At 40.8% G+C, this 15,655-nt stretch carries 10 protein-coding genes; 3 read left to right on the forward strand and 7 right to left on the reverse strand.

Annotation, left to right across the window (positions count from 1 at the left end; translation table 11 throughout):
• The 7 genes from LBQ60_16175 to LBQ60_16205 form a co-directional block, all read right to left on the reverse strand.
• Window positions 1–959, reverse strand: a 959-nt coding sequence (locus LBQ60_16175) for a hypothetical protein (protein MDR2039460.1), incomplete at its 3' end; no start/stop codon positions are given.
• Between the two features lie 397 nt (window positions 960–1,356).
• Window positions 1,357–2,538, reverse strand: a complete 1,182-nt coding sequence (locus LBQ60_16180) for a DUF4249 domain-containing protein (GenBank protein ID MDR2039461.1) — start codon at window positions 2,536–2,538, stop codon at window positions 1,357–1,359.
• Between the two features lie 4 nt (window positions 2,539–2,542).
• Complete coding sequence (locus tag LBQ60_16185; GenBank protein ID MDR2039462.1) at window positions 2,543–4,927, reverse strand: TonB-dependent receptor; 2,385 nt, start codon at window positions 4,925–4,927, stop codon at window positions 2,543–2,545.
• 135 nt (window positions 4,928–5,062) lie between these two features.
• Window positions 5,063–7,153 carry a CotH kinase family protein gene (locus LBQ60_16190; protein ID MDR2039463.1) on the reverse strand — a complete coding sequence of 697 codons (2,091 nt, stop codon included), beginning with the start codon at window positions 7,151–7,153 and terminating at the stop codon, window positions 5,063–5,065.
• A gap of 283 nt (window positions 7,154–7,436) precedes the next feature.
• Window positions 7,437–8,648 (reverse strand): ABC transporter permease, encoded by a 1,212-nt coding sequence (locus tag LBQ60_16195; protein ID MDR2039464.1) that lies wholly within the window; start codon window positions 8,646–8,648, stop codon window positions 7,437–7,439.
• On the reverse strand, window positions 8,645–9,289 hold the full coding sequence (locus LBQ60_16200) for an ATP-binding cassette domain-containing protein (GenBank protein ID MDR2039465.1): 645 nt from the start codon (window positions 9,287–9,289) through the stop codon (window positions 8,645–8,647). The genes LBQ60_16195 and LBQ60_16200 overlap by 4 nt, the downstream gene beginning before the upstream one ends.
• 15 nt (window positions 9,290–9,304) lie before the next feature.
• Window positions 9,305–10,849: a DUF4836 family protein gene (locus LBQ60_16205; GenBank protein ID MDR2039466.1), complete on the reverse strand. Its 1,545-nt coding sequence runs from the start codon at window positions 10,847–10,849 to the stop codon at window positions 9,305–9,307.
• Between the two features lie 275 nt (window positions 10,850–11,124).
• Here LBQ60_16205 and LBQ60_16210 point away from each other — a divergent pair, with 275 nt between their 5' ends.
• The 3 genes from LBQ60_16210 to LBQ60_16220 form a co-directional block, all read left to right on the forward strand.
• Window positions 11,125–12,123, forward strand: a complete 999-nt coding sequence (locus LBQ60_16210) for a Gfo/Idh/MocA family oxidoreductase (GenBank protein MDR2039467.1) — start codon at window positions 11,125–11,127, stop codon at window positions 12,121–12,123.
• A 29-nt stretch (window positions 12,124–12,152) separates the two neighbouring features.
• The gene (locus LBQ60_16215; GenBank protein MDR2039468.1) at window positions 12,153–13,421 is read left to right on the forward strand and encodes a Gfo/Idh/MocA family oxidoreductase; all 1,269 of its coding nucleotides are present in this window, start codon (window positions 12,153–12,155) and stop codon (window positions 13,419–13,421) included.
• Between the two features lie 25 nt (window positions 13,422–13,446).
• Window positions 13,447–15,655 (forward strand): HEAT repeat domain-containing protein (locus tag LBQ60_16220; GenBank protein ID MDR2039469.1); only part of this gene is annotated, 2,209 nt, incomplete at its 3' end.

A 15,655-nucleotide genomic window follows, 5' to 3' on the forward strand; every position in this document is an offset into this window, starting at 1 on the left:
TAGGCGGCGGTTGTTCCCAACACGGCCGGACAATACTCTTCGAGCGAGAACACGCGTATCTGGCTTAACCCGTCGTTCTCAAATACCCGCTGTTCGGAGAAGCCGTCGGAAGCAACGGCCCTCACCGCCCATGCATACCGGAACCCTGGCGTCAGCGGGGGCATCATGGCGCCATACAATAGGGAGGTGTTTTTGGTACGCTCGCGGATGATCTCGGGGCTATAGGCGAAAGCAGCCTCGGGTGACATGCCGTTGTCCCACAGCTGTTTGATGATCAGTTCGTACTCCACACCGGCTAACCCGCTATGGCGGGGTGTCCATTGAAAAAGAAGGTTGAGCGGGTCTTTTATGGTTACGTTCTCATTGTTGAAAGGCAGGCTGAGTAAGGGCGGCTTCTGTACGGCTATCCATACGCTGCCGCATCCCTGCTGGGAAATAATGCGTCCGGTATGGTATTCTATCACGTCGAAGCAGAACTGGAGCATTCCTTCGGGTAGCCGTCCCTCGTTACGGTAACTCTGTGTCCCCAACCCCTGGGCATTGAGTGTGGAAGGATCGAAATAGGGCGCTATTTCCTGTTGCGACAGCCGGTAGGGTACATTAGGATCGATGGTGATGGGGGAGAAGACAGCTTGTGGAAGGGTTTGTATGGTAAAGCCCTGCCCTTTGATAGTCAGCCTGAGCTTTATGTTGAGCCCCGGCCGGTTGATGTCGCGGTTTACCAGGGTTACGGAAATATGTTCGCGTGCCCCGGAGGCGTAATCGCTCAGGTAAAGGCTGTATGGGGGCATCAGGTGGGTGGAAACCTGTACGGGATAAGTCGTTGTTTGGGAATGGAGAATGGAGAATGGAAAATGGAGGAAAATAATAAGTATAAAACGGAAAAGAAAGGACAAACAAGAAAGAATAAATCCCCGGTGGAAATATTTTTTTTTCGTATCAAATGTAGTTTTACTCATTTTGAATCATCTCCTCTAAATCTCACTTAAAGCTGTTGATGCATGTATGGCTAAAATAAAAACAGATTTTTCATAAAAGCATCTATTTTTATTCTCCAAATATAGTGAAAACCGGGGGCAGAGTGTCGAACTTGTTCGTAAACTTTGCTGAGGTGCATTCTATATTCTACAAAGATAGTTTTTTCTTCTTTCTTTTCAACAAAAAATATTTCCTTATATATGAACAGTGATATAATTTAGCCATAAATAATTACCAATAACTTAGGAGCGCAGATTTGTAACGCGTTCTACTAAAAATGACAAAAATATGTCAGATGGAATGGTTGGCTGTTTATTTATAACATAATGATAACGGAATATCAAATATCAAGATTTTAATTACAACGGACAACTCTATTTATTCTTTGGTATTTGTTCTCTCTGAAGAGTAAGTGTATTCCTGTTCAGGGAAATAATATTCATAAGTATAGTTTTTTGCCAATTCAATCCTTTGCGTGTTGCATGCGGTAAAAAACCCAAATCCATTCGTTACATTTGACTGCATAATGGCGGGCTCAGAAAAGAAACCAAGTCCTTCCCGTTGCAGGGCCATGCTGCGATGTAACTTAAATGCCTCTGTGGTGAGGGACTTAAGGATCAAATAATAAGTAGTGGAAACAAGCAACTCTTTTCCATGTATTTCAGGATCATAAATATCTTCCGGTATTTTATATTTCTGGTTTGTTAATGTATATGCATCTATGTACAGGTTGATGTTCGTACTGTAATTGGCAAAGGTTAAATTGGAAAATAACATCCTGTCAAATGTGTACATATCATAAGATTCTCCGTCCGATAGGATTCCTTGTGCTTCGACATCGGGATTGTCCTGGATTAAGGTCATGTTATCGACATTGATCCTTAAGCCGGAATTATAAAAATACCTGCTGTCGGAAGTCAGGTCAAAGCTGGCGGCATAATACCTTCTGTTATCAGAATGGTCTTCTATGTTTACTTTAACAGTATGAAAAGCATTAGAATACCATCCTCCACTGTTACCAACCAAAGAATTAATGTTCACCATATTCCTTTTTATAATCGTGTTTATGGTATCTAATTCTATGATTTTCACATCGGGATTAGGAGGCATTATCGTTGTAGCAGTTACTTTTTCATAATCTTCAATATTGACTTCCAACCGGTATTTACTTCCCGTTTTGGTCGGAATATCTTTTATATGAACTCCAAATTCAATTTCCGACCAGTATGCATATCTAGAACCACCCCTGGTGATTTGAAATGCTTGTTCCAATCTTAAAATGGGAGTTTCCCGGTTATCCTCAAATAATTCCACCACCCCGTTTTTCCAGGAACGGTCTTCTTCATTGCCCCAGTCCTTGTAGGATGATAAGGAACGACCTTCGCATAAGGCTAAATAAAAATGTCCGCTGTCAGTATCCAGGATAGCGCTGATGGCCAATTTCGATTGAAAATCAGCTTCTTCGATCTCAATGGTTTTATACATACTATCACAACCCGTGATATATATGCATACAAGAAAAATGAATAAATATGGGGAGAATAATCTGGGTGTGAACATGGCATTAGAATTTAAACTGGTAACTAACAGACGGAATAATGGGAAAAAGACTATATTGTGCGTATTCATATTTTACCTGCGGTATTCCATTATCGGATCTGTATTTTGAGTGGATATCTATAAAGAATGGGTTTTTACGGTTATACACATTGTACACGCCGATGATCCATTTCCGCTCATACTGGCCTCTTTTTCTTATGAAGCTGATATTAAAATCGAGCCGGTGGTATGGATCCATACGATAGCTGTTCCGTTCTCCATATTCATAATAGGTTTCCGGTGTCCCTCCGTTAGACGGGTCGCTCAACTCATAAATACCAATGGGTACGGTAATTGAATTTCCCGTACCAAAGACCCATACGGCGGATAATTCGATTTTGGGTGTCAGCATTTTTGTTGCCACAATACTCAGGTCATGTCTGCGGTCATATTTATAGGGAAAGCGTTTTCCCCCGTTGATATTTTCAAATATCCGGTCGGTCCAGGATAAAGTGTATCCGATCCATCCTGTTAAAGTACCTACTTTTTTTTGTGCGAAAAACTCTATCCCGTAACTTCGGCCGTCACCCTGTTGGATTTTTTCCTCCCAGTTACCTCCTACATCAAAAAAAGTGCTTCCTTCTTTGTATTCCAGTACCTGATCCATGGTTTTATAATACCCTTCCAGGCTGATTTCGTATTTATTCCTGAAGTTCTGCGCCAGTCCTATGGCTACCTGATGGGAAGTCTGGGGATCCAGACGGTTGGTAGTAGGTACCCACAGGTCTGTTGGCAGACCTACATTTGAGTTGGTGATCAGATGAATATATTGTCCCATGCGTGAGTATGCCGCTTTTACGGAAAGTTGATCGGTCAAAAGGTACCGGGCGGAAAGGCGGGGCTGTATGATGCTGAAAAATTGTTTCCGGACGTTGAATCCCGACCAGTGGATCCCCAGATTTATTTTTAGCTTATTGGTCAGCTTTACATCATCTTCCGCATAAAAGCTGTATTCATATGCATAAATTTTATCTCCGCCAAAATCAAGGCTTAGATCATCTATTTCCGAAGCCAGTACACCCGGATTAAAAGTATGGTATATAACATTTCCGCCAAACCGGATGTAGTGATTGGGTGACGGGATATAATCCAGGGAAATTTTTCCACTCCAGTCATTGATCCCGGATTTATACCTTATACCATTATAAAAGTCCTGGTAGATTTCTTCCATACCATTCCAGTCACGTTCGCGGTACCAGTAATCAGCTGACGTAAGAAACCTGTATTGGCTGTATGTAAGGGTAATATTGCTGAATAACCGATTGGTAAAAATATGGTTCCAGCGAAAAGCCGAAGTAATATTACCCCACTTCAATCCCATTTTATTCTTATCATAATCATATTCATGATCATATTTATAATTGGCATAAAATTTATCATCACCCATGTATGCACTCAGGTATATACGGTCTTTATCAGAAAATTTATGGTTGATCTTTGCCGTCAGGTCGTAAAAATAATACCCCACATTGATGGTTTCATCATCGTTTTGTTTATTGGCTATAGTGATGAATGGTTTTGCAAGAAGATCGATGTAGGTACGTTTCCCGGAAATGATAAAAGAGGTCCGGTCTTTCCATATCGGTCCTTCCAGAGTCAGACGGGAAGCTACGATTCCGGTGGAACCTTCAAAATGAAATTTTTGCATGTTGCCTTCTTTCATGTTGATATCAATTACAGATGATATCCTCCCCCCATACCGTGCTGGAAAACCGCCTTTAAGTATTTCCACATTGTTGATGGCATCTGCATTGAATACCGAAAAAAAACCGAACAAATGTGATACATTGTATACCGGAACCCCATCAAGAAGGATCAGGTTCTGGTCGGGACCGCCACCCCGCACATATAATCCGCTGGTGCCTTCCCCGCCTGATTGTATTCCCGGCATTAACTGTAATACTTTCATCAGGTCCACTTCCCCCAGGAAAGCCGGAAGCGATTTGATCTGTGCGATGGGAACATTGATCGAGCTCATTTGCGTTTTCTCCTGAATTCGTTCCACCTTGTTTGCTGTAATTTCAACTTCCTGAAGGTGTTCGGATCCGGATAAATTGATGTGGATGATCGTATCTTTTTTCAAATTGAATTTACGGATTTTTGAGGCATATCCTACATATGAAAAAGCCAGATTTACCTCACCGGCTGGGAGAGTTAAACTGTAAAATCCATACTGGTTTGTGGATGTTCCGGACAATGTCTCCAGATCATGTACAGTAGCACTGATTAAGGCTTCTGTACTCAAACTATCTTTCATATAACCGCTGATGGTGAATTTCTTTGTAATATTTTGGGCAGGTAGCATTAGGGTAAAAACAATGAAAAACAGGCAGGAATAGATTTGTTTCATCCTCTTTAAAATATTATCAGGTAAAATGTTCAATCATCATTCACCCCATTAAGAAGTACAAATATCATATATAGGAACGATATTCTACACCACTTATTGTAAAAATTTTCATTTCTGTTTTTAAAAGTATCCGTATTATTCCTTGATACACTTACGGACAATGGTCTGGTTACCTGTAGTGATGCGTAACAAATAAACACCTGAAGGATGATCTGCCATATTCATTATCCATTCATTTCCGGAAGATATCGTCATTTTTTGACGTAATTTTCCAGTCATATCAAATAATTCCAGGACTACAGGATGTCTGGGTGAAGCCGTCGAAAAGCCGCTGACATATAATATATCACGGGTAGGATTGGGGTATACCTTGGCGGAAACGTCGGGAACATCCTGAACATGTGTGATCCCTCCGGTAACCTCTATGGATTTCAGGACAGGTGTTGCGGCAAGGAATTTTTTGTCGCCTTTCTGATAAGCTCCGATAGTCATTATTCCTCCGAACCGGTCAAAAATTAATTGGTTGTCTTGTATTTTTGCCTGTCCCGAAACAATATAATAGGAGACAGGTAATCCGGAAGAACTTGAAGCATCCAGATCCAGCTTAACAGACCCGGCTGATATATCTATTGTTTCCTGAAGGTTAAATGTAATAATTTGTGACTCTCTCCTGATACCGGGAACATACAGAGTCTCCGATACAAGACTTTCACATCCGTTGACATTGATCGATACCCGGTATTCTCCGGGACTTGTAATGGTGTATTCATTTGTTGTTACGGTATTTTTGCCATTCCAGGTATATCTTGCTCCGGGAGAAACAGAACTGGTGGTTACTTTCAATGGAAAAACCGTTTCATCATATTTATCCTGGTCTTCTATCCGTATTCCCGGTGTTAAATTTTTCAGGACATCGCACCTGCTTCCTGTTGATTGTGCCCTATATGTGAGATAAACATATTTTTCCCTTACCCACTGGGTGAATTTACGGACTTCTCCGTCGTAGGTATGCGGATAAGGTCTTTTTTCTCTCCAGACAGAATCGCCTAAAATAGGCCATTTTTGAAAATTCCTGTCAATAGCCCCGAAGCAGTTCAATTCCCTGGAAACATCAGTAACATGCTCAATGGATTTTTCTATAATTCTATCTATATCAGCGAGTTTTTGCATCACCAGTTTCTGAAAACTTTCGTCTTCCCATAGCCGCTTGAACCATGGAGAATTTTGTTGTAATTCCTGACTATCGGTGTATGTTTTGTATGCCACATCATAATCCCATACCGGACCGATCTTTAATTTTTCTCCCTGTCCCTGCTGTTTGTAGAAGAAGACACTGGAGAGATAATAACAATGGTCCCAATCATTGGCCATTTCACTAACGATATACCAGTCGACAAATGATTCGACGTCTATATATTTTCTATATCCGATGATCGGGTCGGCAAAATTATCCGAATACAGGGCATCTTCAAATCTGGTAATAAAATCCCTCATATAGGCCGTTTGTACAGGAGAACGATCTTCATCCTTGGGATACTTAAATGCAAAATACAGATAATCGGTGGCCGGAGTATCGTAATAATATCTTTTTTCATATTGACGGGAAGAGGTAAAGTATTGTGCACCCTCACTTTCTAATCTTTGCGGATAATCAAGTTCAATAATGTATCCTCCGGTGAGACTATTTCCGGCAGTACCGGCCTTTTTCACATTTACCCGGCTTTCGCTTCTTTTTATATTTTCGCATAACAGGTACACTCCCTGGTATTCATTATTAACATATAATTCAACGAACCATCCTTTTGAAGCCCAATCCATTCCAATTTCCCTGGCGAAATAATAACTGTAATAATTACGCAGCATCGTTTTATCAAAGTAATTGGCATTCAATATCCAGTCTTCTTCTGTGGGCATTCCTAACAGGGGACTTTTGATTTTTTTGCCGGACGCATCGGTCAGATCGATGGAATAAGATTTTTTTGGAGAATTATTCCAGGAAGAATTACCTCTCCCACGAATGGCAATGATTCCGTTATAAAGATGCTCAGACTGGAAGTTTGATCCATTGGCATTTTTAATGACCATAGTTCCATTTATTTTTTCTTCTTTGGAGATATCTGTAATAAATGCTCCATCGGATAGATATATATGTAATTCCGGAACCCCTTGTTGAGCGAAAAGGGAAATGCTTAGGAATAAAACAAAGAGACTGATTGATACTCTCAAAAAGGACTGTCTTTTCCACTTTCCGGTTTTATGAAGGCAATAATCAACCGGAGATTTTTCAATATTTTTTGATAAAATGCTCAATACAGGGATTTTGACATATTTCCGATAAATGAAGATACAATAATTTTATTATCCAATCATTTAAACACCCAGTGCTATTTATTGTTTTCTTAAGTCACATTAACCGAGCTGATTGTGTTTATTAAATATGATATTAACTTATTGGTATTACTTATTTCTACACTCATTTTTAAATCAAGTTTCTTTCAACAATGACGGATCATCCTCTGGCCGGGATTTTTATACGGGTTATTTTTCTCTGTATCCAGAGAATATCCAATCCTGAAATCGCACATACAAAGATAATGGCAAATAGTAACGTCATCCAGAAAACTGACCCTTGTTCATTGGGAACAAGTACGGAAAGCTTTGTATGGTATAATACCTGGATATATTTTGTGATCAGGATACTGACCGTTCCTATCAGTACATTTAATCCCAGCACCAGCATGTTGTATGGCGCCGCTAGTTTTTTCCTCGGAAATCCCAGTAATATAAGATTACCCAGCGTTTTCTGGTTTTTATAGATCAGCAGATTGATACTCAACATCATTAATCCGATGGCAGGAATCATGATCAGACAGCCCACTGTCATTATAATGATGATCAGGAGTGTCAGGAAATAGGATAATTTTCCTTGTTCCCCTTTGTTACTACTGATCTCATAACCGGGGTGAGCGGCAAAGAATGTCGCAACTTCCGGATCTGCCGGATTTTTGACTTCTATAACTAATCTCGATATTTTTTCAGCAGGTGCATGGTCTCCGAATCTATCATTGGCCCATGCCATAAATGCTTCAGGAACGAGAATGGTGTTCAGGTGATCTGAAAACCCCACAATACGTCCCGAAAAGTTTTCCCTCATTCCATTTCCGGTCAGGGATACCCTGAAAACCACTTGCCGGATGATCCCTTCCGAGATCTGTGGCAATCCCTGGCTTCCGGCAAAACCGAAATTATATAAACTCAGGTAGTCGCGGGGGATAATGATAGGGATCAACCGGCTTTCTTCATCCCATTTCCATTCTGCAACATTCACATCCAGCAAATGATCGGGAACCGATTCAAAAAACAGATCGGTGGAAAAATAAGGCATCTGACCGGTAGATTCCATATATGCCTTGACGTGGAAGCGGCTTGAAGAGAAATAAGACAATGACCGGACAAAATCCTGTTGCCTGATTTCATCTATTTCAGAAGAACTGAAAGTGGTTTGTGAGCTATTGAATGTAGATAACAGTCTTACTTTTTTATTCACCACCATGAGCTCTTTTTTGAATAATCCTGTTTCGGAGGAGAATAAAGGGCGAATGTCTAATGAAAGGCAAAAAGCAGAAAAAATAATGCTCATTCCGGTCAAAGCAGCAAAAGCATATCCCAAAAGTTGAGGGATACTGATATTTTGTCGTAACAGTTTTTGTAATTCGCTCATAATTTCCAACAGTAATGATACGAAAACGGATATTTTGGTCCCAGCGAACATATCACAAGTCCTGCATTCTGTTGTTCGGTTTCGTGTACGATCAGCCTGTGCATAATTTCAATATTTGTATCATCCAGGTGACTGAACGGTTCATCCATAAGTAAAAAGTCGAACGGCTGGCACAGAGACCTTATAATAGCTAAACGCTGCTGCTGTCCAAATGAGAGTTTTCCTGTTTTTTCATTTATTTTCTCTGAAAGTCCCGCCATAGCCAGCATTTGTGCAATCTCCCCGTCAGTCTTATGGTTGGTCAGCCGGTTTTTAATAGCTATATTTTCATAGGCAGTTAATTCGGAAAATAGCCTCAATCCCTGGAAAACAAAACTGATATTTTTTTGGCGGATTTTGTTCCATTCCTGCGGATCAATAGAATCTATTTTCTGATGATCAAACAGAATATTTCCGGTATAGTCGGATCTTTCGCCAAACATATAACTCAAAAGGGATGATTTACCTGCTCCCGATTCGGCAGTGATCAGGTAATATTGTCCTTTTCGGAAGCTGGCCTCACCAGACCAAATATCCGATACCGTTTGATCGGTATCGGATATGAAATAAGGTAAAACCTGGTCAATATGTATGGTTTCCATTCGAAAGATGAAAGACTAAAAAGAGTTAGCTGTTACCTGATCGATCCCTTTCAGTATCTGTTTCAATGAGTTCTGATTTTTATCCTTAAATTTCAGGGAGAAAATACCTTCGTAATCATCCGTAAAAATCATACTTACATCTTTATAAGGACTAAGTAAGGATAATACGGATCCAAATTTGCCACCTATTTCACTTTGTGCCAGTGACCGGATATTTTGAGGATAACTATCTATATCCAGGTTCAGATACATCAGGTATGGATTTTTTATAGCTTCACTTAAGTCGCCGGATGTCAGATTCTTACTATATCCTTTCCCGGAGAAAGCAACAATTCCGTCAACATCATCCGTGATCAACACCCTGTTGTCTTTATATGCAAAGTAAAACGGAGTAACAAATCCGGTTGAAATAACATAATGATCATCTTTACGGGCAACAATATCTTCAGGAATCAAAGCCACGAATTTATCAAAGTCATCTTTGCTTTTAACTGTGAATCCCAGTCCCATCAGGGGAATGGGTAACGGCCCCTGTGCAAAACTATAGAGACTAAAAACCATATCGCCTCCCAATCCATTGATGACGGTGTTTACCATCGGATCGCTTAACATCATTTGATCAATAGGAATATCTGATCCGGCAAATTCTTTGATCATTTTGATGTAAGCCAGGACATCCACCGATACTTTAAATGCCAGATAGGATTTGTCCGGAAAATCCCGTAATAACTGGCTATCAAAATTCTTCTTAAGTATCGGGTATTTTGTGTACAGCTGGTTGACGGCTTCTTTTGGGGTCAACTTATAGGAAATGTTGAGTTCCCCCTTTTCGAAATTGACATATGCATGTAAATTTATTCCGGATAATCCGGTAGAAAGATTGGAGAATTTATTGCTCATCATTTTGGAATACATATCCATCAATGATGTATAAGAAGCCCAAAAGCCAAGGTCATAATTACGTTTCTGGAATTCGGTGAAATCCTTATTGCCTAAAATGCTTTTATCTTCAGGCATTGTAAAAAAATCAGCATAAGTTAATTGTCCGGCAGACTCTCCGGCAAATAGAAATAAAAAGTCTTTATTCCATGTAATGGCAACTTCGTCCTGCTGGATGATTTTATAGGCTCCTTTGTCGATAGGATCGGGAAAGTCAATGTCCTGTATCTGATTCAGTTCCTTCAGTGTATTCTCGAAATTCCCCATTTTGTCCATTTTGAATACAAAAGACACATATGACTTATTACCATTGTTGACCCCATAAATATATGTCCGGTCAATATCCAATCCGGTTGATTTCGGATTTTCAAGAATCCTGTTTATAAGCGATTGCGTTGCCTGGTTCTCGTTGGAAAGTTCGGAACGCATTTTTTGAATAAATGTATATTCATTCAGGTTTTTTAGTCCACCTTTATCTACAATGTTTTTAGCTTCTATAGCTACAACAAAAGCAGCATCGGCAGGAATTGCCTGTAATTGTGGTGGGATCTTTTTTTCACAGGAATTGAATACGATAAGTCCGATACAAAAAAGAAAACCCAAACGTTTGACATATTTCATGATCATAAAAATTAATGTGGTTAATGTGATGAAGGAATAGTTAATCACTTATCCATTAGCTTCATTCATGAAACAAAAGTAGGTATTTTTTCTCTTATATAATAAAGAAAATGATTATTAATATTTTTAATTAAAGGGCGGGTATTAATGATATTTTTAATTTATGGGTCAGAAAATTTTTCGTCCTATGTTTTTTTTTTATCTTTGTCAACAAGTCAATGACTTAAAATAAGACTTTTGTTTGATCGATCATTCACTAATCATATACGATTAAAATGAAAATAGGAATATTGGGAGCCGGTGCCATGGGAAATGCGCACATTACAGGATTCCGGTCTTTAAAAGATCAGAATGCAACTTATGTATCAGTATTTGATATTGATGAGAAAAAACGCAATGATTTTGGACAGAAATTCGGGCTGGATACTTATCCGGATTTGGACAGCATGCTGAATGACAAAGAGCTGGATATTATAGATTTATGTCTTCCCAGTTTCATGCATGAGGAGTTTGCCGTAAAGATCGCGAAAGCGGGAAAACATATGTTGATAGAAAAACCTATTGCTTTTACTTTACCTGCCGCCAAAAATATATTTATTGCCGCACATCAGAACAATGTGAGGATCATGGTAGCGCAGGTAATTCGTTTTTGGCCTGAATATGTGAAGATAAAAGAGATGTGTGACCAGGGGGATATAGGTAATATTATTTCCGTCTATGCTGCACGCCTTAGCCAATTGGCCAATTGGAGCGATTGGTATAAATATCCGGATAAGTCAGGGGAAGCTTTGATGAATCTGACATTACACGATATTGATTTTTTACATTATTTGTTGGGAAAACCGGAGTCGGTATACAGTGCTGGTAAAAAAGACGAAAATGGAAATTATAACGATGTCATGAATCTTTTCCGCTTCAAGTCCGGAGCCAATGCATTGGTCGACGGCAGTTCCAATATGACTCCCGGTTATCCGTTTACCATGAGGATGCGTGTGCTGGGAACCAAAGGAACATTAGAATTTGCATTCATTTCAGGTGAAAATATTGGTCCGGAAAGTACTTCGTCATTGATGTGGTACCAACAGGGGAAAAGCGGCGTTAAGATAAAAGTGGAGAATAATGATCCATATGGCCGGGAAGTACAATATTTTGTCAATTGCATCAAAAATAATGAAGAAACAGCTGTTGTTTCCGAACAGAGCATCATGGAAGTAATGGCATCACTGATGGCTGCGAAAGAATCGCTGGTCACCGGGAAAGTGTATAATCTGTAGCAAACAATAGTTAAAACAATAAATCAACCATGAACAAACCAAAACAAAATCGGCGTAGCTTTTTAAAAGCTGCGACATTCGGTGCTGCGGCGCTTACAATTATTCCGCGGCATGTATTGGGTGGGGCCGGCTATTTGGCTCCCAGCGATGAGCTTACCAAAGCAATTATAGGTGTCGGAAGTATGGGACGTGGGCATATTTCGTACCCGGGTGCACGTCTTACAGCTATTTGTGATGTGGACAAGAATCATCTGGAAACAGCATTGAAACAATGTCCGGATGGGACCAGAACCTATCATGATTATAGAGAGCTTTTGCAGGATCCGTCCATTGACATCGTGCATATTGCTACTCCTCCACACTGGCATGGTATTATGGCGGTTGATGCTGCGAAAGCAGGTAAGGATGTATGGTGTGAAAAGCCGATGACAAGAACCATTGGTGAAGGGATCAGAGTGAAAGAGGCCATAGAGCGTCACGGACGTATTTTCCGGTTGAATACCTGGTTCCGTTTCAAAGATAGTTTTTACGGGATGAGAACCCCCGTGAAGCCCATTAAAAAGCTGGTTCAGAGTGGGTTATTGGGATGGCCATTGAAAGTAACCGTAAGTGCGACTACCGGGTTTGACTGGAAGTTTTATTGGGTAGGAAAAACAGGATTAGGCATAGAGCCGGTACCTTCCGAATTAGATTATGAAATGTGGCTGGGACCTGCTCCATTCAAGCCGTACAATAAACACCGCGTACACGGTACTTTCCGCGGATACTGGGATTATGACGGCGGCGGTTTGGGTGACATGGGACAACATTACCTTGACCCCATACAATATTTCTTAGGAAAGGATCATACCAATCCTACTACTGTGATCGTTGACGGAGAACAGCAGGACTCTGATGCCTGTGGCACCTGGAAACGGGTAGAGTTGATTTACGACGATGGTTGTAAAATCGTATTGGATGGTGAAAATAAAGATAAAAATGCGGCTTATATAGAAGGGCCTAAAGGAAAGTTATATGCTGGATTCCGTTCGGACATTCCCGATCTGGAAAAGAAGCTGGCTGCTTTCCCTGATCCTGAAGAGCAGATAACTGATTTTGCAGAAGCTGTTCGTACCCGTACGACTTTTGCACTGAATGAACAAAATGGTTTCCGTTCGGCAACATTGGTAAATATGGCCATTATTGCTGTCCGGCTTGGTCGCTCTTTAGTATTTGATCCTGTTAAATTACAGTTTGTTGATGATCCGGGAGCCAATGCTTTGATCAATCAACCCATGCGCGCTCCCTGGAGTATTTAAGTCGAACCATCTCAAAATGTTGAAAATGTTGAAAAAAATAGTTTTATCCGTCATATTGACCGTCGGGCTGTTGTCATCATATGCGCAGACCGACCAGAGAACCCGCGAAACCAAAATTGCGGATATTGTAATGTTATTGCCCGCAGACAATACAAGTAAATTTAATCAATTGATGGGCGAATTGTACGGAATAGGAAATGTCATTGCAGATTTAGCACCGCAATTGGCTGATCCGGGAGGTAATGATGCCCAGATCCGTTACGCCATCAGTGGCCTTACGATGTATGCCTCAAAAACAGAAGCATTAAAATCTGCGGTCGCTAAAGAGTTATGTACTGTAATTCCAAAAGCAAAGTCTGATGAGATCCGTGACTTCCTCCTGATACAACTACAATATGTGGCAGTCGACGAATCGGTGGCTACCGTTACCCAATACCTGAACAATGCACGCTTGTGTGATGCTGCTGTTCGTGTACTGGTGCGTATCGGAAATGAAAACGCTGCCAAGGCGATCTTTGATGCTTTACCGAATGCGTCCGGGACACAACAGATAAGCCTGATAGAGGGACTTGGATATCTTCGTTATCAGCCAGCAGCGGATGCTATTGCATCTTATGCCGGTGGGAATGATGGAAAAGTTCAAAAAACAGTTTTGTTTGCTTTAAGCCAGTTCGCTATACCTTCTTCGGAGAAGTTACTCTATGAAGCTGCGGAAAAAGCGGCTTTTCAATATGAGCCTACAGATGCTTTGTATGCATATATATCATACCTGAAAAACCTGTTCGTATCAGACCAGGTTTCTTTAGTGAGCAAAAACAGTAAAAAATTGCTGAAAGCAACATCTGAAAAAACACAGATAGCTGCAAAAACAGCAGCCCTTGAAATGATTTCTTTATCATCGGGAGAAAAGGCAGTCAGTGAATTAATCAATGCATTGAGCAGTGATAGCAAACCATATCGTGAGGCAGCCCTGAAGTTTACAGATAATATTTCTTCGCCCAAAATGTATGAGGCATTGATGAAAAAAGCAACAAAGGAAAAACGTCCTGAAGTAAAAGCTGAAATAATATCCGTTTTTGGTGCGCGGGGAGATGTTGAAGCCCTTCCGTTTATTACCGGATGCCTGTCGGACAGTAATATTGATATCCGCAAGGCGTCGATCATTGCTGCAGGAAAAATAGGGAGAGAAAAATCGATCAAACCGATCATTACATCTATGAATGTTGCTGATGCCGGAATTGTTGAGACGGGAAAAAAGACACTGACTTCCATCGGTGGACCAGTTGCTGTTTCTGAAATCGCTGCAGCGATTCCGCAGGCTACTCCCCAGGCAAAAGTAGCTTTTCTGGATATTTTGGCGTCGCGGAAAGCTAACAATATGGTAGGGGTTGTCTTTGCACAAACCAAATCTGACCAGGCTCCCGTACGTTTGGCATCATACAAGGCATTATCACAGATGGCCCAGGAAGGTGACGCCCAACAAATATCCCAACTGTTGAGTACAGCATCTGACCCGGCAGAGATAACCGCACTGCAGAATGCTTTATATGCATCGATATCGTCACTTCCGCAGGAAGAACAGACACGGAGGTTGACCGGCCTGATGAAGACAGGCAGGAATCCGGCATTATATTATAATGTATTCGCAAAAGTAGGAGGTGAGGATGCTTTGAAAATGGTCATGCTGGGTATGAAAGAAAATGATACCAGATCTAATGATGCAGCATTTGAAGCCCTGATCAACTGGAAAGACGCTTCGGCTATTTCTGCCTTGTTTGATATTGCCGAAAATAATCCGAAATATGCGGACAGGGCTTTTACCAGTTATGTATCAAAAGTTAATTCGGCCCAGGTCCCTTCAGAACAGCGGCTGTTGTTATTAAGGAAAGCATTGGATATTGCAAAAAAACCTGACCAGAAGCGGGATGTACTTTCGCAAGTTGGACGTACCGGAACTTTTGTAGGATTGATCACAGCAGGAAAATATCTGGATGACCGCGATAATGCCGTACAGCAGGCTGCTGTACAGGCGGTACGTGTTATCGCGCTGGCTCATCCCGAATATTATGGAAAAATGGTGACGGATATTCTGAATAAAGCCATTGCTGTAAATAAAGATGCAGAGGCGGAATACCAAAAGCAGGCTTTATTGAAACATATGGCTGCTTTGCCTTCTGATGACGGATTTGTATCTATGTTTAACGGGCGTGACTTAACAGGCTGGAAAGGTCTGG

The sequence above is a fragment of the Bacteroidales bacterium genome, from assembly GCA_031275285.1.
Classification (GTDB): Bacteria; Bacteroidota; Bacteroidia; order Bacteroidales; family UBA4181; genus JAIRLS01.